General features: G+C 65.8%; 19 protein-coding genes and 4 pseudogenes. 9 read left to right on the top strand and 14 right to left on the bottom strand.

From position 1 onward, the window contains the following. Window positions 1-371 precede the first annotated feature (371 nt). The 4 genes from QP181_RS10240 to QP181_RS10225 form a co-directional block, all read right to left on the bottom strand. Window positions 372-1,550, bottom strand: a complete 1,179-nt coding sequence (locus tag QP181_RS10240) for a CCA tRNA nucleotidyltransferase (RefSeq protein WP_333928445.1) — start codon at window positions 1,548-1,550, stop codon at window positions 372-374. Further along, window positions 1,541-2,137, bottom strand: a complete 597-nt coding sequence (locus QP181_RS10235) for a CoA pyrophosphatase (protein ID WP_132735565.1) — start codon at window positions 2,135-2,137, stop codon at window positions 1,541-1,543. The genes QP181_RS10240 and QP181_RS10235 overlap by 10 nt, the downstream gene beginning before the upstream one ends. After that, entirely contained in the window at window positions 2,134-2,712 is a 579-nt protein-coding gene (locus QP181_RS10230; RefSeq protein WP_132895303.1) for a DUF1285 domain-containing protein, read from the bottom strand. Before QP181_RS10230 ends, QP181_RS10235 begins: the two co-directional genes overlap by 4 nt. A gap of 70 nt (window positions 2,713-2,782) precedes the next feature. Beyond that, complete coding sequence (locus QP181_RS10225; RefSeq protein ID WP_333928444.1) at window positions 2,783-3,298, bottom strand: GNAT family N-acetyltransferase; 516 nt, start codon at window positions 3,296-3,298, stop codon at window positions 2,783-2,785. Window positions 3,299-3,578: 280 nt separating this feature from the next. On the opposite strand from QP181_RS10225, the gene QP181_RS10220 reads away from it, so the two are divergent. Both QP181_RS10220 and QP181_RS10215 read left to right on the top strand, forming a co-directional pair. Continuing rightward, on the top strand, window positions 3,579-3,950 hold the full coding sequence (locus QP181_RS10220) for a dihydroneopterin aldolase (RefSeq protein WP_132895302.1): 372 nt from the start codon (window positions 3,579-3,581) through the stop codon (window positions 3,948-3,950). A 4-nt stretch (window positions 3,951-3,954) separates the two neighbouring features. Then, complete coding sequence (locus tag QP181_RS10215; RefSeq protein ID WP_333928443.1) at window positions 3,955-4,236, top strand: Rossmann fold domain-containing protein; 282 nt, start codon at window positions 3,955-3,957, stop codon at window positions 4,234-4,236. Window positions 4,237-4,279: 43 nt separating this feature from the next. On the opposite strand, the gene QP181_RS10210 is transcribed toward QP181_RS10215, so the two are convergent. Then, window positions 4,280-4,816 (bottom strand): hypothetical protein, encoded by a 537-nt coding sequence (locus QP181_RS10210; RefSeq protein ID WP_333928442.1) that lies wholly within the window; start codon window positions 4,814-4,816, stop codon window positions 4,280-4,282. Between the two features lie 600 nt (window positions 4,817-5,416). Between QP181_RS10210 and QP181_RS10205 the strand changes: the two genes are divergently transcribed. The 5 genes from QP181_RS10205 to QP181_RS10185 all read left to right on the top strand — a co-directional run bounded on the left by QP181_RS10205 (window position 5,417) and on the right by QP181_RS10185 (window position 8,529). Beyond that, window positions 5,417-6,076: an energy transducer TonB gene (locus QP181_RS10205; RefSeq protein WP_443027536.1), complete on the top strand. Its 660-nt coding sequence runs from the start codon at window positions 5,417-5,419 to the stop codon at window positions 6,074-6,076. A 54-nt stretch (window positions 6,077-6,130) separates the two neighbouring features. After that, a complete protein-coding gene (locus QP181_RS10200) occupies window positions 6,131-6,922 on the top strand; it encodes a MotA/TolQ/ExbB proton channel family protein (protein ID WP_333928441.1) in 792 nt (263 codons plus the stop codon). 94 nt (window positions 6,923-7,016) lie between these two features. Further along, the gene (locus QP181_RS10195) at window positions 7,017-7,493 is read left to right on the top strand and encodes an ExbD/TolR family protein (protein WP_132735542.1); all 477 of its coding nucleotides are present in this window, start codon (window positions 7,017-7,019) and stop codon (window positions 7,491-7,493) included. A gap of 46 nt (window positions 7,494-7,539) precedes the next feature. Further along, complete coding sequence (locus QP181_RS10190; RefSeq protein WP_165886455.1) at window positions 7,540-7,968, top strand: ExbD/TolR family protein; 429 nt, start codon at window positions 7,540-7,542, stop codon at window positions 7,966-7,968. A gap of 201 nt (window positions 7,969-8,169) precedes the next feature. Continuing rightward, window positions 8,170-8,529, top strand: coding sequence for a tetratricopeptide repeat protein (locus QP181_RS10185; RefSeq protein ID WP_333928440.1), 360 nt, complete (start codon window positions 8,170-8,172; stop codon window positions 8,527-8,529). A gap of 564 nt (window positions 8,530-9,093) precedes the next feature. On the opposite strand, the gene dcd is transcribed toward QP181_RS10185, so the two are convergent. Beyond that, a complete protein-coding gene (gene dcd, locus QP181_RS10180; protein ID WP_055878967.1) occupies window positions 9,094-9,648 on the bottom strand; it encodes a dCTP deaminase in 555 nt (184 codons plus the stop codon). 140 nt (window positions 9,649-9,788) lie between these two features. On the opposite strand from dcd, the gene QP181_RS10175 reads away from it, so the two are divergent. Next, window positions 9,789-11,336 (top strand): porin, encoded by a 1,548-nt coding sequence (locus QP181_RS10175; RefSeq protein ID WP_333928439.1) that lies wholly within the window; start codon window positions 9,789-9,791, stop codon window positions 11,334-11,336. Between the two features lie 194 nt (window positions 11,337-11,530). Here QP181_RS10175 and cdd read toward each other — a convergent pair whose 3' ends face one another. From cdd to QP181_RS10160, 3 genes and pseudogenes are all read right to left on the bottom strand, one after another. Beyond that, on the bottom strand, window positions 11,531-11,980 hold the full coding sequence (gene cdd, locus QP181_RS10170) for a cytidine deaminase (protein ID WP_333928438.1): 450 nt from the start codon (window positions 11,978-11,980) through the stop codon (window positions 11,531-11,533). Further along, window positions 11,977-12,654 carry a glycoside hydrolase family 25 protein gene (locus tag QP181_RS10165; RefSeq protein ID WP_333928437.1) on the bottom strand — a complete coding sequence of 226 codons (678 nt, stop codon included), beginning with the start codon at window positions 12,652-12,654 and terminating at the stop codon, window positions 11,977-11,979. The genes cdd and QP181_RS10165 overlap by 4 nt, the downstream gene beginning before the upstream one ends. A 7-nt stretch (window positions 12,655-12,661) precedes the next feature. Continuing rightward, a pseudogene (locus QP181_RS10160) lies at window positions 12,662-13,143 on the bottom strand (UPF0262 family protein). A 98-nt stretch (window positions 13,144-13,241) separates the two neighbouring features. Here QP181_RS10160 and QP181_RS10155 point away from each other — a divergent pair. Beyond that, window positions 13,242-14,731, top strand: a pseudogene (locus QP181_RS10155) (replicative DNA helicase). Window positions 14,732-14,896: 165 nt separating this feature from the next. Here QP181_RS10155 and QP181_RS10150 read toward each other — a convergent pair. The 5 genes and pseudogenes from QP181_RS10150 to cobA form a co-directional block, all read right to left on the bottom strand. Beyond that, window positions 14,897-15,649 carry a phosphoadenylyl-sulfate reductase gene (locus QP181_RS10150; protein WP_060527031.1) on the bottom strand — a complete coding sequence of 251 codons (753 nt, stop codon included), beginning with the start codon at window positions 15,647-15,649 and terminating at the stop codon, window positions 14,897-14,899. After that, window positions 15,642-16,071 (bottom strand): annotated as a pseudogene (locus QP181_RS10145) (DUF934 domain-containing protein). The gene QP181_RS10150 and the pseudogene QP181_RS10145 overlap by 8 nt, the downstream one beginning before the upstream one ends. Before the next feature lie 161 nt (window positions 16,072-16,232). Beyond that, window positions 16,233-17,864 carry a nitrite/sulfite reductase gene (locus tag QP181_RS10140; protein WP_333928436.1) on the bottom strand — a complete coding sequence of 544 codons (1,632 nt, stop codon included), beginning with the start codon at window positions 17,862-17,864 and terminating at the stop codon, window positions 16,233-16,235. Between the two features lie 300 nt (window positions 17,865-18,164). Further along, window positions 18,165-18,461, bottom strand: coding sequence for a DUF2849 domain-containing protein (locus QP181_RS10135; protein ID WP_333928435.1), 297 nt, complete (start codon window positions 18,459-18,461; stop codon window positions 18,165-18,167). Then, a pseudogene (gene cobA, locus QP181_RS10130) lies at window positions 18,458-19,247 on the bottom strand (uroporphyrinogen-III C-methyltransferase). Before cobA ends, QP181_RS10135 begins: the two are co-directional and overlap by 4 nt. Window positions 19,248-19,323 lie beyond the last annotated feature (76 nt).

Raw genomic sequence — 19,323 nt, 5'->3', positions numbered from 1 at the left:
AGCTCACCGTCCGAGCAGCACCTGCCGTCCCGACAGTCCACCGTCCCGACAGCCGGACATCCCAACCGCGCCCGTCATCCCAGCGAAAGCTGGGATCTCCTCGTGGGGCGTCCAGCACGCGCCAACCGGGATACCCCAGCTTTCGCTGGGGTGACGGTCGAGGGGCGGGCGAGTCCGAAGGGGCAGGCGAGTCCCACGGGTCGGGCGAGTCCGACGAGGCGGGCGAGTCCGGCGGCGCGGGGGTCTGACGGGATGGGCAGAACTGAGGGGACGGGCGGGGCGCTGCGGTGAAGCGGGTGGAATACTTGGTCCACACCCCCACGATCCTCCCCCGCCAGGGGGAGGATTGCGGATCCGGCAGGTCTGCCGCGCTAGTTCAGCGCCGCTGCCACCATTTCGTCGGCGATCACGGCGACCCGTGCCGCGTCGGGGAAGCCTTCGACGATCCACTGTGTCTCGACCCTGCGCAGCATCGCCGCGACATCCGGACCCTTGCGCAGGCCGCGTTCGACCAGGGCACCGCCCGAGAACGGGAATGCGGGTGGTGTCCAGTCCTTGATCGCGGCCACGTCGTCGCCCGCGATCAGTAGCCGATCGATCGCGCCGGCCGTGCCTGCGCGATAGGCGAGCGCCTGGGGGCCCTCCTCGCCGGGGCCGGCGGTGGCGGCGATCAGGCGTTTGCGGTCGGTGTTCGATAGCTTTAGCCGCGCGCCGACGGCTTCGGCCGCCGCGGGCGCGATCGTCATGGCGAGGCGGCGGATCGGGTCGGGGGCGATCCCGGCCGCGGCTTCGCGGTCGGCTAGGAGGGCGAGACGTTCGGCTCCGGCGGCGTCGATCTCGGGGAGGACGGCGCGGAAAATGCCGCGCTCTACCATCAGCACGACGACCGGCACGGCATTGGCGGCGACCAGCAGTTTGAGCACTTCGCTCGCAATCCGTTCGCGGGAGAGCGCCATCAGGTCGTTGGCGCGCGCGGTGCAGGCGTCGAGCCCGGCTTTGTCGATGATGGTGCCGAAGCGCGCGTGGAACCGGAAGAAGCGGAGGATGCGGAGGTGATCCTCGGCGATCCGCTGCAACGGGTCGCCGATGAAGCGCACGCGTCGTGCCGCGAGATCGTCGAGCCCGCCGAAATAATCGAAGATCTCGCCGGTCGCGGGATCGGCGTAGAGCGCGTTCATCGTGAAGTCGCGCCGCGCCGCGTCTTCGCGCCAGTCGTCGGTATAGGCTATGATCGCGTGGCGACCGTCGGTCGAGACGTCGCGGCGCAGCGTCGTCACCTCGACCGGCCCGGCGGCGGTGACCGCGGTGATCGTACCGTGCGCGAGTCCGGTCGGGACCGCCTTGATCCGCGCGTCCTGGAGACGCTCGATCACCTCCTGCGGGGGCAGGCGGGTGGCGATGTCGACATCGGCGACGTCGATCCCGAGCAGCGTATCGCGCACGGCGCCGCCGACGAAGCGCGACTCGCCCTCTGCCGCACCCAGAACCTTGGTCAGTGCTGCAAGGCCGTCACGGTCGCGCCACGGCGCGGACGGGAGGATCAAGACCACCTCAGGCGGCGGGCGAGGTTGACGATCATCGCCGCGGTCGCACCCCAGATGCGGCGCTCGTTCCACATGATCTCGTAATAATGCCGGTCATGGCCCTGCCATTCGAGCGTCGCCTCGACATGGTTCGCCTCGTCGAGAAGGAACGCGAGCGGGACTTCGAAGACGCTGGCGACCTCCGCCTCGCTCGGCGTGAAGATCAGGTCCGGCGGGATGATGCCGATGACGGGCGTTACCTGGAAGCCGGTGACGGTGCGGTAGCTGTCGGCCTCGCCGATCACCTGCACCCTGTCGCGGGGGAGTGCGATTTCCTCCTCCGCCTCGCGCAGCGCGGCGGTGACGACGTCCTCGCCGGGATCGATCCGGCCGCCGGGGAATGCGATCTGGCCGGGATGGCGGCTCATCGTGTCGGTGCGCTGCGTCAGGATCACGCCGGGATCGGCGCGATCGGTGACCGCGATCAGCACCGCCGCGGGGAGCAGCGTGTCGGCGGCGGTGAGATCGCCGTCATGCTGGTCGCCGGTGAGCAGGATCATGTGCGATCCGGCGCCCTTGGCCAGTGCCGCCGCCAACCGTTCCGTCAGGCTCATGCGGCGGGCTCCAGCGGAAAGAACGCGCCATCGCTCCACAGACCGGCGGGCGTTTCCCCATCGGCGATCGCGCGCTCGGCGAGGTCGTAATAGACCGAGCGGACCACCAGCGCCTCCATCCCACCGCGGACGGCGAGGTAGGGTCGCGGGCCGCCATCGCCATCGGCTGTATCCTCGACGAAGCGCAACGGATGCTCGGGGCCTGCGGTGACGAGGTCGCCGGTGTTGAGCCGGAAGGCGAGCTTCGAGTCCCGACCGCTGCCCTCGGCCTTCATTTCGACCGCGATGAACGGCGCGTCCTCGACCTCGATATCGAGCTTTTCGACCGGGGTGACGAGGACGTGGCTGCCATCGGCCTCACGACGCAGGATCGTCGAGAACAGCCGGACCATCGCCGGACGCCCGATCGGCGAGCCCTGATGATACCAGGTGCCGTCACGCGCGATCCGCATCTCGCTGTCGCCGCAGTGCGTCGGGTTCCATTTCTCGACCGGCGGCAATTTGGCCTCTTCGACGAGCTTGGCGATCTCGGCGAGGCTGAGCGAGGCGATATCGGGAATGGGATCCATGGGCATGGCGGCGGACTAGGCGGGCAGGGGGCCGAGGTAAAGCGGCGCCTTATGCAGATGCGGTGACCGGCACGCGTTATACCGATGCGGTGACAAGCACGCGGGGCCCCAGCATGCCGGTGCCGTCCGGCACCGCATCGCCGCGCGCGAGCAGGCGGTGACGTTCGACTGGACCGGGTGCGTCCCAGCGTGCGGTACGCTCGGCGGTGAAGCCGAAGAAGCGGCCGTAATAGTCGGGATCGCCGATCAGCATCAGCGCATCGTCGAAGCCGGTCGCCGCGGCGGCGTCGAGCGCGCGCGCCATCAACCGCCGGCCGATGCCGTCGCCCTGATGCGTCGGCTCGACCGCGACCGGGCCGACCATGACGAGCGGGATCTGGCGGGTATCGTCGACCAGCGCGATCGGCCAGCACTGGATCGAGCCGACCAGCACGCCGTCCTCGATCGCGGCGAAGCTGAGCGCGGCGATCGCCTTGCCGGCACCGCGGATCGTGTAGGCGGTGCGCGCGAACCGATCGGGCCCGAACGCGCGGTCGAGCAGGAACTCGACTGCGGTCGAGTCGATGCTGTCGAGGAGGACGAGAGTGATCACCGGCATCTCCTGCCCCTAGTGCGTCCGAGCCTGGACGGCACCTGGTCGGTGGGGCAGCGCGCTTTAGCCTTGGCGAGGCTGAACGCAAGGATAACCGGCCGTCGGCGATCACGCCTGGCCGGACGGAGGGGGAGGGCAGGTACCACCGGTTATCGCCGCCTCGCCCTCCGACGCCTCCGGCGCCACCTTCCCCTGGCGGGGAGGATTGGTGGATCGGCCTTCGCACGACGCTTCGAAGAGCCGACTTTCATCTCGGCGTGCGTCTGCTAGAGGCGCGGCGATGGAAGACAGTCTTCAACTCGAAGTCCACGATCTCGAAGTGCAGGTCCTGACCGGCATCTATTCGGAGGAGACTCACCTGCCGCAGCCGCTGCGGATTTCGCTCACCGTGGATATGGTGTGCCCCAAACGGTTCGACCCGGACACGCCGTTGTCCGCCTCGAAGAATTACCTCGATCTCAAGAACGCGGCGACCACCGCGCTGCCGGTCGGCGTGCACTTCACGCTGATCGAGGGCGTTGCGGATCACATCTGCGAGACGCTGTTCCTGCAGGATTCGCGGGTGCTGCGCGTGCAGGTGAAGATCGTGAAGCTGGCGATCGCCGAGGCGGACGAGGCGATCGGCGTGACGCTCGTCCGCCATCGCCGCTGACGCCATGCGGCTGATGCTGGAGCCGGGCGACGATGTCGCCGCGCTGGTGCGGGGGGCGATTGGCGACTCGCGAGTCGTGGTCATTGCCGCGACGCCGGACGTGCTGGCGATGGCGCAGGCGCGGGCGGCGATCGGGCCGCTGGCGATCGAGCAGGCGCCTGCGACTCGGGTCAATGCGGTGGTGCAGACCGCGGGGGCCGAGCCCGCCGATGTGGATGCCGCGGTCGCTTTTTTCGAAGCGGCACAGTCCACCACCGGGCAAGTGATCGAGATCCGCCAGCGCTGATCCAGAACGATCCCCCCGCGTGCGGGGAGGATCATGGGGGCGCCTAGATCTTCCGCGTGCGACCGCATGGGCCGAGCGCGGCCAGCACGAACGCATAGTCCTCGCGTGCGATCGTCGCATCGGCGGCCTCGAGCGACGTGGTGCTCCGCTCGGGCAGGGTCGGCGGCAACGCGCATGCCATCCGGTACCACAGCAGAGTCTCGGGCGCGGGGGCAGCCGACTCGTCGACGATCTCGCTCAGCGCAACGGCCCAGCGTGGCTGCTCGCCGGGGCGGCGCAGGATCGAGAGCGACACCGGACGCTGATCCGCGGTTGTCAGGAAAATCTGTGTCTCGCCCTCGCCGGGCAGCGCGCCGGCGACGTGGAAGGCATTGCCGACCCCGGTGATGACCGGCGGTGCATCGCTCGCCAACGCGTCTTTGGCGATCCGTCGTGCGCGCGCATCCGACGCGGGCGTCCAATCAAGTTGCGCGTCGGGCGCGACCAGCTGGACCTGGTTGACCGCCCCCGCCACCGGTCGTGCGAAGATCAGCACGCGCGCCTTCTTGAACTTGGGCACGCGGCCCGCCGAATCGGGCATGACGTCAAGCAGATATCCGATTCGTGGCGGCAACCCGTCCGCCCCCGAACCAGCGCGGTGACGTCCACCTCGACATATAGTCGGACAAGCCCCGGGGCGAGATTGGGCGCTTCGGCCGCTTTTATCTTACTTGTCGATCGCACCGTCGCGTCGGCGATGATCGGCGCGGACAAAACGAGGTCAGCGATGTCGGCATACCCGATGCCGCCGGCAGGATCCTGTTGCATCGCAGCACCCGAAACGGCGTCGTTACTGGCGGAAACCTGCGGCGCTACGGGCGCTTGCGCGGCGCGGACGGGGAGCGCGACGAGCGCCAGCGAGAGGGCCGAAGCCGTAACGGGAAACAGTGGATTCATGCCCGCAAGCTACGCGACCGTGCCTGAACGATACAGAAATAATTCTGCCATCTTGCGATTGTACGTTTGTTGCGTCTGACAAAGCGTTTGCGTGTCGCATGACGTGGCGATAGGACTTGGCGACTGCCCCGTGGTTATTCCGGCCAACGGCAGACGTATGCGTCGCGTATTCAGTACGAACCATGCGTACGGAGCAGGCAGATTAAGGGAGTGTCGTTTCTGAATGGCCTATACTGACCAGAAGATGTCCGGAGGCAAAATCGTCGCGATCGTGATCGTCGCGCTGATTCATGCGGCCTTGGGCTACGCTTTCGTCACGGGCCTCGCGTACCAGTACGTGAAAAAGGCCCAAGAAAAGATGACGACGTTCGACGTGGAGCCGCCGCCGCCGCCGCCTCCGCCCGACGAGCCCCCGCCGCCGCCGCCTGACCAGCCAAACCTGCCGCCGCCGCCGACTACGGTCGTCACGCCGCCGCCGGTGGTTGTCACGCCTCAGCCCGCGCCTGCCATGCAGACGTCGAACATCATCCCGCTTAGCCAGCCGACGGCTCCGCCAGCGCCTCCAGCGCCGCCGGCACCGCCAGCAGCGCCGCCAGCGCCCAGGGTGTCGCAGGCTGCCGGTCTGAAGGGTAATCCGGCGCAGTATTTCGGTGCGGATAACTATCCGCCATCGGCACAGCGTGAGGGTGCGCAGGGTCGCGTGTCCGCGAAGCTGACGATCGGTACGGATGGTCGCGTGACCGGCTGTACGGTGTCGTCGGGCAGCGGCAACACGACGCTCGACGACGCGACGTGCCGCATCTCCAAGGCAAGGGTGCGCTTCACCCCGGCCAAGGACGAGAACGGCAATCCGATCGCCTCGTCGTACCAGTTGAACGTCCGGTGGGTCCTTCCAGAGGATTGATCCCACCTACCCTAACCGCACCAGATAAAATTCAGTCAGAGGACTAAACCGATCATGATCACCACCATTCTTGCAGCGGCAGGGCCCGCCGCAGCCGACGCCAACCCGTACGGCCTGCAAGCCGCACTCCGCGAAGGCGGTCTGATCTCGCAGACCGTGTTCGGCATTCTCGTGCTGATGTCGGTCGTCTCGTTCTACATCCTGTTCTCGAAGCTGTTCGAGCAGCAGAAGATCATCGGTCAGGGCAAGCGCGTCCGTCAGGCGTTCTGGTCGTCGAACAGCCTTCGCGAAGGTTCGGCCAAGCTCGAGAAGAACTCGGCCTACAAGCAGATCGTCGACGACGGCCTAGCTGCTCAGGAGCAGCATTCGAAGCTGACCGATCCGGTCGAGGCGCATGACTGGCTGCACGGTTCGCTGGCGCGTTCGGAAGCCGCGATCAACTCGAAGCTGGGTGGCGGTCTCGCCTTCCTCGCGACGGTCGGTTCGGTTTCGCCGTTCATCGGTCTGTTCGGTACGGTTATCGGCATCTACCGCGCACTCGTTAAGATCGGTGCATCGGGTCAGGCATCGATCGACAAGGTCGCAGGGCCGGTCGGTGAAGCGCTGATCATGACCGCCCTCGGTCTGGTCGTCGCGGTTCCTGCCGTGCTGTCGTACAACTGGCTGCAGCGTCGCAACAAGTCGATCGCAGAAGACCTGTCGGCCTTCTCGAACGACGTGCTCGGCTTCCTCGCTTCGAACGGTGCCGTCCGTCCGTCGATCGCCGGTACCGCAAAGCCGGTCACGAAGCCTGCCACGACGACCACGACCGCCGGCCAGACCGGTGGCGTACCGCGCGCCAACTAAGACGTGCAAAAGGCGGGGCCTGCTGTTCGCAGCGGCCCCGCTTCATTGCCGCCGGCGGTTCCGGTGGCGATTATATGGATAGGATAGTTCGCACATGGCGATGAGTGTTGGTGGCGATTCCACCGAGAGTTCGATATCGGACATCAATACGACGCCGCTGGTCGACGTCATGCTCGTGCTCCTGATCATCTTCCTGGTGACGACGACCGTCGCGGTCCAGGCAGTGCAGCTGAAGCTGCCGGATGTTCGGTTCGATCCGACGATGACCAAGCCTGAGAACGTCTCGCTGTCGGTGACGTCGGCCAATAACCAGTGCCAGGTGTACTGGGGTCTTTCGCCGGTCACGCACGAAGAGCTGTTGCAGCGCGCCGTCGACAAGCTGAAGGCGGAGATCGCACGTCAGGGCGGTGTCAACGCGGCTGGTCTCGAATTGCCCGAGGCGCACATCCGCGGCGACGTGAACGCACCGTATCGCTGCATTGGCGCGACGATCTACACGATGCAGCAGGCTGGGTTCGCCCGCGTCGGCTTCATCTCCGAACCGCCTCCAGGCGGCACCACCGAACGTTGATGCCGAACGCTGAAGGTTGCTCGGACGTATTTAGGAGTAGTATAAGATGGCAATGAGCGGCGGCAAAGAAGATGGCGCGCCGATGATGGAAATGAACATGACGCCGTTGATCGACGTCCTGCTCGTTCTCCTCATCATGTTCATCATCACGATCCCCATTCAGACGCACGCGGTGAAGGTCGACCTTCCGGTCAACAGCAAGAACCAGCCGCAGAACCCGGTCGATCCGCAGAAGAACAAGATCACGATCGATCCCGCCGGTGTCGTCGCATGGAACGGTTCGCCGGTCGACGAAGTCACGCTGCGCCAGTATCTGGATCAGTCCGCTGGCATGACGCCCGAGCCCGAACTCCACTTCCAGCCCGATCCGCAGTCGAAGTATGAAGTGGTCGATCGCACGCTGGCCGTTATCAAGCGGTCCTCGATCACCAAGCTCGGCTTCATCGGCAACGAGCAGTATCGCAACGACTTCTAAGTCGACTCGCGTACCTATCGAACTTCAAAGGGCGGTCCTCCGGGGCCGCCCTTTTTCGTTGTGCGAGGGAGGATACGCGGGGGGCATCTGCGGGGCTCTTGCAGGACTTGATCAATGTACTTGTATGACAGTCATCGAAGTGACACACCGTTGTCATAAAAATGAAACCTTCGGATCGGCGAAGGTCCATGGAGATGAGCGATGCGCAAGACCGTCCTGTTCGTTCTCGCAACCCTCGGCGCAGCGGCGCCGGCGCTGGCGGCTCCGTCCGCGACCGTTGATCGCACCGGCTACACGGCGATCGCGGCTGGTGATCTCTCGACAGCGGAACAGCGCATCGTCGCCGAGCGGAAGATTTTTCCGCAGCGTCCCGAGCTGATGTTGAATCTGGCCTCGGTGTATCATCGGACCGGCCGCGAGTCGGAAGCACGCGCGCTGTATGCCGCGGTGCTGGCACGGCCCGCGGTCGCGATGGATTTGCCATCGGGTGCGGTGCTGTCGTCGCACGACATTGCGAGCCGCGCGCTTGGTCAGCAGACGCAGCAGATCGCGACTCGCTGACGCTTTGCTCGTGGCAGTGATTTGGGAGGGCGCGCCCTTCCTTATTCGCCCGCGAAGGCCCAGTCTGGTCCCCCTTCTCTGGCACACAAGGTTGGCTGGTGTGTCAGGGGCGCGGAGTCGGTATCGGGTCGTGCATCGACGCGGCCAGCAACTATGCGCGGTTATGCCTGGGCCACTCTACGACGTTTTCGCTTCGTTGGTCAGGGCAGGTTGTTGAGGCTAAGACGTCTGTGCGGTCTGCGGTCAGTTCCGGCTGGGCGACGGGAAGGACCGATCTGGTCATGTCGGGCACATCATAACGGCACCACCCCGGCGAAGGCCGGGGCCCAGTTGGGGAACGGTGCCAACTGATCGGCGCGCTTCGTTATTGAGGCCTTCCCACCTGGGCCCCGGCCTTCGCCGGGGGGGCGTGTGTGAGGCGGATCCGTCCACGACGGCCACTTCAGGTGTTTGACGCAGCGTCTTAGGTAATGCGGACGCGCGTGGGGGGACCCAAGCACTCTGCCCTCCCGAGCGACGGCAACGTTTCAACTCGTCGCGGCCTCACTCGCCTCCCGCCAAGCCCTAAAGCCGTGGGAGGGTCACGCCGCGTTGTCCCATATATTTCCCCGCACGGTCGGCATAGCTCACCTCGCACGGCTCGTTCCCCTTGAGGAACAGGAACTGGCACGCGCCTTCGTTCGCGTAGATCTTCGCGGGCAAGGGCGTGGTGTTGGAGAACTCCAGCGTCACATGGCCCTCCCATTCGGGCTCGAGCGGAGTCACGTTGACGATGATCCCGCAGCGCGCATAGGTCGACTTGCCGAGGCAGATCACCAGCACGTCGCGCGGCACGCGGAAATACTCGACGGTGCGGGCGAGCGCGAAGCTGTTCGGCGGGATGATGCAGACATCGGTCTTGCGGTCGACGAAGCTGTTCGCCGCAAAGTCCTTGGGGTCGACGATCGCGCTGTCGACATTGGTGAAGATCTTGAATTCGTCGGCAACGCGCGCGTCATAGCCATAGGACGACAGCCCGTACGAGATGCAGCCATCGCGACGCTGTGCCTCATGGAATGGCTCGATCATCGCGTCGCCCAGCGCGCGCTCGCGGATCCAGCGGTCGGACATCACGGACATGGTAGCTCCTCTTCGCCGTGCGCTTTCGCTTGGATAGCGGGCCGCGGCAAGGGCACGTTCGCCACCCCTGCGCGATTTTGCCGCGAAAATGACGTTGCTCGCGATCTTCCGGATCGTCATGGGGGCGTCATGGAAATGTCATGAATCAGGCATCGCGAACCGCAGCGCGTCGTGTGCCATCCTCCGGCGTATCGGCGAGCGTCGTGCACGCGCCCGATGGCGCGGCAATCGGTACTGGGCGGCGCTCCTTGTATCTTTCGTCCCGGTTGCTGATCGCGATCGCCGGAACGCTTACGCTACCCTACCCGGCGTCCGCGCAGACGGTGCAGGATCTGCAACGCCAGATCGACGAATTGAAGGCGACGATCGCCGAACTCAAGGCCGCGCAGGCGCCGACGACAAGCTCGGCCAGCGCGACGCGGCCGACCACTGCGCCCGAGACCGACCTGGCTAACACCGCGCCGCCACCTGTAGCCGTACCACAAGCACAGCCTCGCCCGGCACCGCAGCTTGCCGCTGGACCGACGGCGGGCAAGCAAGCGTGGTATGATCGCATCACGCTGCGCGGCTATACGCAGATGCGGTTCAACGAAATTCTGTCGGGCGATCGTACCGTCCCCGATGGGCAGTCGCGGCTGCGATCGGTCCATGACGGCGCGTTCGGCGACAACAGCAATTTCTCGCTGCGTCGCGTCCGCCTCGTCCTGCAAGGCGATCTGACCGACCGGGTGTCGTTCTATTTTCAGCCCGATTTCGCGGTCAACGTGAGCAACCAGTCGGGGGGCGAGCGTCGTGAGGGCTTTGCGCAGCTCCGCGATGCGTATGTCGACACCTTCCTCGATGCGGGGCGCACGGTGCGGCTTCGCTTCGGTCAATCGAAGGTGCCGTTCGGCTGGGAAAACATGCAGTCCTCGTCGAACCGCCTGACGCTCGATCGCAGTGATGGGATCAACAGTGCGGTGCCCGGCGAGCGCGACCTCGGCATCGTCGCCTTCTATACGCCGCCGCAGGTGCAGCGGATCTGGGACCGGCTCGAGGACGACGGCCAGAAGCTGTTCGGCAATTACGGTGCGTTCGGGGTGGCCGTCTATAACGGACAGGGCATCAGCCGCGCGGAAACCAACGACGGCGTGATGACCGTGGCGATGGCGACATGGCCGTTCGCGCTCGACGGCTTCGGCAGCGCGTTCGCGGGGCAGGTGCTGGAAACGGGCGTAGCGGCGATCCGCAACCGCGTGCAGCCCGAACTGCGGACCGGCGGGGTCAGCGATACGGCGTTCGCCGACGAGCGGTTCGGCGTCCACGCGATCCTGTATCCGCAGCCGATCGGGTTCCAGGCGGAATGGAACTGGGGACGGGGCCCCGAATATGATGCGACGTCGCAGTCGATCACGACCAAGCGGCTGAACGGCGGTTATATCCAGACGATGGGGCGAGTGAAGACATCGCCGCTCGGCCCGTTCATGCCGTATGCGCGCTGGCAATATTACCGCGGCGGGTGGAAGGCGCTGGCCAACGCGCCGCGACTCGAGACCGACGAGTTCGAGCTCGGGATCGAATTTCAGCCGACCCCGCCGATCGAGCTGACGATCGCCTATGCACGGATGGAGCGACGCGAGGCGGACGAGCGGCGTTCGGGCCGGGCGGACGGCAATTTGATCCGTACGCAGTTGCAGTGGAATTACTGAAGCGAGGTTCGAGCTGGCGCGGCTGAGCTCGGAACCAGTCGGTGGCTATCCCTTTCGAACAAGGAAGCTTTGTTTCCCCGCGAAGGCGGGGATCCAGACTGGGCTCCCGCCTTCGCGGGAGAACAAGGGCGCCGTACGATCGCCGACTTGTATGTGTTTGAAAGGGGTACCGAACCTGTCCGGGTGACGAGGCTTCAGCTGATACCCAGGTCCGCCGGCCCGAATGCATCCGGCAGCAATTCCGATACGGTATAGGTGCGGATCGCGTCGCCTTCCGCGGCGCCGCAATGGACGGGCAGGTCGCGCCCGCCCATCTGTGCGGCTTCGTTGATGACCTGGCGACAGCGACCGCACGGGCTGACCGGCGAGGTGCCGGTGGCGCGACCCTCGGCGTCCATCGCGCCGCCGATCACGCCGATCGCGACGATATCGCGGAGCCGGCCCGCGGCGCTGGCGGTGGCGATTGCGACCGTTTCGGCGCACAGCGACAGGCCGTAGCTGGCGTTCTCGAAGTTCGCGCCGGTGATGACGGTGCCATCGTTCAGCAGCACCGCGGCCCCTACGGCGAACCGCGAATAGGGCGCGTGCGCGTTGCGCGCGGCGTCACGTGCTGCGGCGACGAGTTGAATTGCGTGTTCGGTCATGATGCTACCACGTCCCAGTTTACCGGTCCCTCGATCCCGTCGATCCGGCGGAAATCGCTCGCGCGCCACATCCGCCAAGGTCGCGCGGTGTAGTCGGGCTTGAAGATATTCTCCACCGCCCATAGCGGCCGCGGGACGGCGTCCGACAGCGTGTATTGCGAGTCCACCGCCTTGCTGATCCGCAGCATCACCGGCTGGCGGGTGTGCGTTTCGACCATCGTCACGAACTGCGCAATGTCGGCGATCAGCGTCGCGCGGTCCGGCCTCGCGGTGCAGTCATCGTGGAACGCGATGTCGACCGCGGTCGGCAACGCGTCCGAGGTCCGCGGCACGAAGGTGTTGAACGCGTTCGCCTGTTCGTCCGCGCGTTGGCACAACGAATAGATATGGACCGCGCCGCGACGCAGCCCGGCCTCGGGAAGCGCCGCCCAGTTCGCCTCGAAGGTCGGATCGCGCTGGTCGGTACCCGAGGTCGCGACGATGTACGCGAAGTCGGCGCCACGCGCGCGGACCGTGCCCCATTCGACCGGACCGGGGTTTTCGGCGAGGTCGATGCCCTGGAGCGGGTATTGCTTGATGTCGGGGTGCCAGCCGGTCGCGGCTGTCCAGCCGCAGATGCCGACGAAGCCGGTTGCGGCGAGCGCGGCCGCGAATTTCAGAAGTGCGTGAGCCATGGGTCTTCTAGTTGCGGATGTGAAGGACGCAGATCAGCGTGAACAGCCGTCGCGCGGTGTCGAAATCGACCTCGATCTTGCCGTCGAGCCGCTCCTTGAGCAGCTCGGCGGCTTCGTTGTGAACGCCGCGGCGCGCCATGTCGACGGTCTCGATCTGGGCGGGGAAGATTGCCGGATCGCCTGGTAGTAGCTGTCGCAGATCGCGAAATAATCACGGATCGGCCGGCGGAAGCGCCCGAGCGCGAGCACCAGCGTCTCGAGATGCGTGTCGTCTTCACGGTGGATATGGATGCCGAGGCGTCCTTCCTCCGACTGAAGCTTGATCTTGTACGGCCCCGCATAGCCATCGGCATAGGCGCGCTGCGGGGCGAAGTGATTGCCCTCGATCAGGTCGAAGATCGCGATCCGCCGCTCCTGCTCGACGTCGGGCGAGCGCCAGCCGAGACTGGTCTCGTCGAGTTGCACGTCGATGATCCGCGGGTCGGCCATCACGGTTCGATAGCGGGGGACATTCGCCCTGTCACTTATCCCCAGCATTCCGGCGCGATAGCTTGGACGACGACCCGTCCATCGCGTAGGTGCAGGGGATGGCAACTCTCGCATTCCCCGTTCCCGCGGTCCCCGAACCGCAGCAGCTTCCCCGCAACGTCGAGGCCGAGGCCGCGATGCTCGGCGCGATGATGATCGACAACCGGCTCGCCGACGATCTCGTCGACAAGCTGGAGCCGGGGCATTTCTTCGAACCCGTCCACGGGCGGATCTTCGCGGCGATCAAGACGCTGCGCGGCAACGACATGCTGGTGACGCCGGTGACGCTGCGGCCGATGTTCGATGCGGACGAGGGCATGCGTGAGCTTGGCGGGCCGGCGTATCTGGCAGGGCTCACGGGCAGCGGTGCGGGGCTGATCGGCGCGCGCCAGTTTGCGCAGCAGATCTATGACCTCGCGATGCTCCGTGCGCTCGTGTCGGTCGGCCGGACGCTGGTCGATCGCGCGATGGACACCTCCGAGGAGGTCAATCCGCGCGCAGATCGAGCTTGCCGAAGAAGAGCTGTTCAAGGTCGCGGCGGATGGTGGTTCCGAGAACACGGTGAAGTCGTTTGCGCAGGCGACGACCGCCGCGGTCAAGATGGCCGAGCGCGCGCTGAACTCTGGCGGCAATTTGTCCGGCGTCACCACCGGCATCGATCTCGATCAACGCCAAGATCGGCGGCATGCATCACAGCGATCTCATGATCCTCGCCGGTCGTCCGGGCATGGGCAAGACCTCGCTCGCCACGAACATCGCGTTTAACGCCGCGCGGCGCTGGATGCGCGACATGGCCGACGGGATCGCACCGAAGGATTCGGTGGGCGCGAAGGTCGCGTTCTTCTCACTGGAAATGTCCGCGGATCAGCTCGCGACGCGTATTCTCGCCGAGCAGTCGCAGATATCGTCCGAATCGCTCCGCATGGGTAAGATCAGTCGGACCGAGTTTGCACAGTTGGCGGCCGCCGCTGCCGAGCTGGAGAACTTGCCCCTGTTCATCGACGATACCGGCGGTCTCTCGATCGGCGCGCTGCATACGCGCGTGCGCCGGTTGCAGCGCCGGCATAACAACGAGATTGGCTTGGTGGTGGTCGACTACCTCCAGCTGCTGTCGGGCTCCGGCAAGAGCAAGGACGGCAACCGCGTCCAGGAAATCTCGGAGATTTCGCGCGGACTGAAGACCTTGGCGAAGGACCTCAACGTGCCAGTGCTCGCGCTGTCGCAGCTGTCGCGTGCGGTGGAATCGCGCGAGGACAAGACGCCGATGCTGTCGGATCTTCGTGAGTCCGGATCGATCGAGCAGGACGCCGACATGGTCTGGTTCGTGTACCGCGAGGATTATTACGTCGCGTCGAAGGAGCCTAAGCGGCCGGCGGAAGGCGACAGCTCGAAGATCTTCGAGGACCATGCGTCGTGGGCGGCGGAGATGGAGCGGGTTTACGGCTTGGCGGAACTGATCATCGCGAAGCAGCGTCACGGCGCGACCGGCAAGGTGCGGATGAAGTTCGATCCTACGATCACCAAGTTCTCGGATCTGGCCGAGTATTGAGTGTCTGAGTCCCTCGCCCCTCCGGGGAGAGGGAAGGGGCCCGCGGCTTCTTGGCCGTGGGAAGGGAGAGGGAGTGTGGCTCGGGACGTCGCATCCCAACTCCCCTCTCCCTTCCGTCGCCTACGGCTCCTCCCTCCCTCTCCCCGGAGGGGCGAGGGACAGCGCTCAAATCATCGGGTCGTAGTCGGTGGGCGCATGGATACCGCATTCGACCTTGTCGAAACTGCGCCAGCGGCCTGCGCGCGGGTCTTCGCCGGGGGCGACCTTGGTGGTGCACGGCGCGCAGCCGATCGAGAGATAGCCTTGCGCCTCCAGCGGGTGCCGCGGTAATTCATGCTCGGCGAAATATGCGTCAAGCTTGGCCTTGTCCCAATCCGCCAGCGGGTTGATCTTGAGGCGGCCCTCGTCCTCTTCGAAGCGGGGGAGAGCAGTACGAGTCCCCGACTGAAACCCCTTCCGCCCCGAAATCCAGGCATCGAACGGCGCCAACGCCCGCCGCAACGGCTCGACCTTGCGCAGATCGCAGCACCCATCCGGATCGTAGGACCAGCGCAACCCCGTCTTGTCCTTGATCGCCAGCAACCGCGGATCAGGCCGGAACACGCGCAGGTCGGTGAACCCCAGTTTCTCCGCCAGTTCGTCACGATACGCCAAGGTCTCGCCGAACATCTTCTGCGTATTCGTGAACACCACAGGCACGTCGACGTCGACCTGCGCGACCATGTGCAGCAGCACCGCCGACTCCGCGCCGAACGACGACACCGCCGCGATCCGACCGCGCAACTCGCCAACCAGCAACTCGAACAGCATCTCCTGCGCAGAGACGCCCTCGAACCGCTCCTGCATCGCCATCGCATCGGCGCGCGTGAACGCCGGCGTGACGTCGATCATGTCGAGTTGGCGCGCGGGCTCACCCATGGCGCAGCTTCCACACCGGCACCGCGCCGTCGGCCGCCTTCTGGTACGGCGTATCGTAGCGCTCCAGACTCGCGCGCAGCACGTCGATATCGATCGGTGCCTGCGGCGCGAAGCTGTCGAACCCGCAGCGCCGCATCAGCGGAATCTGGTCGACCAGCACGTCGCCCTGCGCACGCAGTTCGCCCGTGTATCCTGCCTCGCGCAGAATCCGCGCGGAGGAATAGCCGCGCCCGTCGCGGTAGCCGGGGAAGCTCACCTCAATCAGCGCAAGCTGGTCGATCTGCGGCAACAGCGCGCGCGCGTCGTCGCCTGCCTCCAGGCGCACGGCGGCGGCGTTGCTCTGGCCGATAAACGAGATCGAGCGTCACTGCGGGCTCGTCATGCGGCTCGTCGTCGCGGAAGCGGAGCAGGGTGTCGCTCATGCGAAAACTCCCGTCATGCTTGCCCAAACTCCCGTCATCCCAGCGAAAGCTGGGATCTCATGGTTCGGGCCGGACGTGTTCCCCCGGATACCCCAGCTTTCGCTGGGGTGACGGACAGAAGCGCTTGGGTGATGGACAGAGGCGTTGGGGTGACGATCGGGTTATCCATAGATCGCCTCCTTGAACGTCTCGAAGCCGACGCGGCGGTAGGTATCGAGGAAGCGCTCACCGGGGTCGCGGACCTGCAGGTACCGGTCGGTGACGCGCTCGATCGCGTCGACCACGCCGTCCTCGGAGAAACCGGGACCGGTGATCTTCGCGAGGCTCACGTCCTCCGCGCCCGAGCCACCGAGTGAGAGCTGGTAATTCTCGGTGCCCTTCTTGTCGACGCCGAGGATGCCGATGTGGCCGGCATGGTGGTGCCCGCACGCATTGATGCAGCCGCTGATCTTGAGCTTCAGTTCGCCGAGATCGCGCTGGCGATCGAGGCTGCCGAACCGCGTCGCGATCTTCTGCGCGAGCGGGATCGAGCGCGCGTTGGCGAGGCTGCAATAATCGAGACCGGGGCAGGCGATGATATCGCTGATCAGGTCGAGATTGGCTTCGGCGAGCCCGGCGTCGTTGAGCGCCGACCACACCGCATGCAGGTCGGCGATCCGGACGTGCGGCAGGACGATGTTCTGCGCATGCGTGACGCGCAGTTCGTCGAAGCTGTAGCGCGTGCCGAGATCGGCCATCACGTCGATCTGATCCGCCGAAGCGTCGCCGGGGATGCCGCCGATTGGCTTCAGGCTGATGTTGACGATCGCATAGCCCGGCTGCTTGTGCGCCTTGACGTTCTGGTCGAGCCAGACCGCGAAGTCGGGGTCGCTGCGGTCAATATCGGTCGAGGCGGTGGCGTCGAAATCAGGCGCGCCGAAGTGGCTGGTGATGCGCTCCAACTCGGCCCGTGGGGGATCGAGGCCGAGGCCCTTCACCGCGGCGAATTCCTCCTCGACCTGGCGGCGATATCCGTCGGGGCCGATCTCGTGGAGCAGGATCTTGATCCGCGCCTTGTAGATGTTGTCGCGGCGGCCGTAGCGATTGTAGACGCGCAGGCACGCTTCGAGATAGCTCATCAGGTCGTCGGCGGGGACGAAGTCGCGGATCTCGTGGGAGATCATCGGCGTGCGGCCCATGCCACCCCCGACATAAATCTTGGCGCCGAGTTCGCCGTCGCGGACGTGCAGCCCGATGCCGATATCGTGGAGGCGCATCGCCGCGCGATCCTCGTCCGCCGCGATCACGCAGATCTTGAATTTCCGCGGGAGGTAGGTGAATTCCGGATGGAACGTCGACCATTGGCGGATCAGCTCGGCCCAGGGGCGCGGATCGGCGACCTCGTCCGCGGCGGCGCCGGCGAACTGGTCGGAGCTGATGTTGCGGATGCAGTTGCCGCTGGTCTGGATGGCGTGCATCTCGACCCTCGCCAGCTCCTGGAGGATGTCCGGGGTCTGATCGAGCTGGATCCAGTTGAACTGGATGTTCTGGCGCGTGGTGAAATGGCCGTAACCACGATCGTACTTCCGCGCGATATGCCCGAGCATCCGCATCTGGCGGCCGTCGAGAGTGCCGTAAGGGACCGCAACGCGCAGCATGTACGCATGCAGTTGGAGATACAGGCCGTTCATCAGCCGCAACGGCTTGAACTGGTCCTCGGTCAGCTCGCCGGAGAGGCGGCGGCGGACCTGATCGCGGAACTCGTCGACGCGCTGGTCGACGATCGCCTGGTCGTATTCGTCGTATTTATACATGCGGGGTTCCGGAGAAGTTTTGGTTCACGCGAAGGCGCAACGCCTGTCCCGAGTGAAATCGAGGGGGCGCGAAGAAGATTGGGTTCACGCGGAGACGCGGAGACGCGGAGGAGAAAGAAGAAGGGGGAGGTCCCGCGTTAGCGGGCAATAAATCTTTCGCGGCCAGCGAGTGTGAAGGCCGCTGCGCGGCAAGCGCAACACCTCCGCGTCTCCGCGTCTCCGCGTGAAACACCTTCTGGTTTTGAACCTCTTCGCGCCTTAGCGCCCCCTCGGCTTCGCTCAGGACAGGCTTCGCGTGAGTCATATCACCCAGCTCCCCGCGTTCGGATCGACGGGTTTGAGGGTCAAGTCGGGCCGCATCGTTGGGCCCAAAGCGCGGATGCGGTCCTTGATGTGGGCGGGGCGGGGGCCTTCGTCGGTCTGGGTCGCCTCGATCAGGTATGGGACGTTGACGCGGCGGGCGCCTTCCTCCGCTTGGAGGATCGACTCGCCTGCCACACCAACGTCTGTCGCGTCCTCGATGTGGCGCGACCAGCCGTTGCCGGTCCACCAGACGACATCGCCGGTGGGAAGGTCGTTTCCGGTCAACAGCTTCATGCGGCGGCGTCCTCTGCTACGCGGGCCCAGCGGGCGAGTTTGTCTTCGGCGTCCGATAGTTCGACGACTTCGCCGACGACGATGATCGCGGGGCTCTTGACCGACTCACGCGCGACCATCGCACCGAGATCGGCAAGCAATGTGCGGATCGCCCGCGAGCCCTGCAACGTGCCGCGTTCGAGTACGGCGACAGGCATGTCGGGCGCGACGCCGTCGGCCATGAGCTTGTCGGCGATGTCGGTCGCCGTGGCGATGCCCATGTAGATGACCAGCGTGCGCCCCTGGCCTGCGAGTCCTGCCCAGTTCTGCTCGCTAAGGCCCTTGCACTGGCCCGCGACGAAGCTGACCGCGCTCGAATGATCGCGGTGGGTGAGCGGCAGCATCGCTTCCGCGGCGCAACCGAGAGCGGCCGAAACGCCAGGGATCACTTCGACGGGCAGGCCCGCGGCGCGGACGGCTTCGACCTCTTCACCGCCGCGGCCGAATACGAACGGGTCACCGCCCTTGAGCCGGATGACGATCGCGCCGGTCTTCACGTGCGCGATGATCAGCGCGTTGATCGCCTCCTGCGGCAGGGTGTGGCGTGCGCGCTGTTTGGCAACCGAGATGCGCTGTGCCCCCGGCGGCGCGATGTCGAGCACGCGCGGATCGATCAGACCGTCATGCACGACGACGTCGGCGGTCTTCAGCGCCTCGACCGCACGGACGGTGAGAAGACCGGGATCGCCCGGGCCCGCCCCGACGAGGATGACGCGCCCGCGCGGTTGGGTCTAGGAGACTTGCCATGTCACCGGAGATGGGCGGCAACACGCTGCGCCGCAACCGAATGATGCTTTGGCGGCGGGTAGGATTGCTTTCCGTG

The sequence above is a fragment of the Sphingomonas sp. LR55 genome (assembly GCF_036856015.1).
In the GTDB taxonomy this organism is placed as follows: Bacteria; Pseudomonadota; Alphaproteobacteria; order Sphingomonadales; family Sphingomonadaceae; genus Sphingomonas.
The sequence above is the reverse complement of the archived record's forward strand: the minus strand, read 5'-3'. Positions and strand labels throughout refer to the sequence as shown.

Bases quoted from the DNA above. Each gene is read 5' to 3' on its own strand.
- QP181_RS10200 (WP_333928441.1), top strand. From the start codon at position 6,131: ATGATCACCACCATTCTTGCAGCGGCAGGGCCCGCCGCAGCCGACGCC.
- QP181_RS10165 (WP_333928437.1), bottom strand. From the start codon at position 12,654: ATGGCTCACGCACTTCTGAAATTCGCGGCCGCGCTCGCCGCAACCGGC.
- QP181_RS10235 (WP_132735565.1), bottom strand. From the start codon at position 2,137: ATGAGCCTGACGGAACGGTTGGCGGCGGCACTGGCCAAGGGCGCCGGA.
- QP181_RS10135 (WP_333928435.1), bottom strand. From the start codon at position 18,461: ATGAAGCTGTTGACCGGAAACGACCTTCCCACCGGCGATGTCGTCTGG.
- QP181_RS10190 (WP_165886455.1), top strand. From the start codon at position 7,540: ATGGCAATGAGCGGCGGCAAAGAAGATGGCGCGCCGATGATGGAAATG.
- dcd (WP_055878967.1), bottom strand. From the start codon at position 9,648: ATGTCCGTGATGTCCGACCGCTGGATCCGCGAGCGCGCGCTGGGCGAC.
- QP181_RS10215 (WP_333928443.1), top strand. From the start codon at position 3,955: ATGCGGCTGATGCTGGAGCCGGGCGACGATGTCGCCGCGCTGGTGCGG.
- QP181_RS10185 (WP_333928440.1), top strand. From the start codon at position 8,170: ATGCGCAAGACCGTCCTGTTCGTTCTCGCAACCCTCGGCGCAGCGGCG.
- QP181_RS10230 (WP_132895303.1), bottom strand. From the start codon at position 2,712: ATGCCCATGGATCCCATTCCCGATATCGCCTCGCTCAGCCTCGCCGAG.
- QP181_RS10140 (WP_333928436.1), bottom strand. From the start codon at position 17,864: ATGTATAAATACGACGAATACGACCAGGCGATCGTCGACCAGCGCGTC.
- QP181_RS10220 (WP_132895302.1), top strand. From the start codon at position 3,579: ATGGAAGACAGTCTTCAACTCGAAGTCCACGATCTCGAAGTGCAGGTC.
- QP181_RS10175 (WP_333928439.1), top strand. From the start codon at position 9,789: ATGAATCAGGCATCGCGAACCGCAGCGCGTCGTGTGCCATCCTCCGGC.
- QP181_RS10150 (WP_060527031.1), bottom strand. From the start codon at position 15,649: ATGGGTGAGCCCGCGCGCCAACTCGACATGATCGACGTCACGCCGGCG.
- QP181_RS10210 (WP_333928442.1), bottom strand. From the start codon at position 4,816: ATGCCCGATTCGGCGGGCCGCGTGCCCAAGTTCAAGAAGGCGCGCGTG.
- QP181_RS10195 (WP_132735542.1), top strand. From the start codon at position 7,017: ATGGCGATGAGTGTTGGTGGCGATTCCACCGAGAGTTCGATATCGGAC.
- cdd (WP_333928438.1), bottom strand. From the start codon at position 11,980: ATGACCGAACACGCAATTCAACTCGTCGCCGCAGCACGTGACGCCGCG.
- QP181_RS10205 (WP_443027536.1), top strand. From the start codon at position 5,417: ATGTCCGGAGGCAAAATCGTCGCGATCGTGATCGTCGCGCTGATTCAT.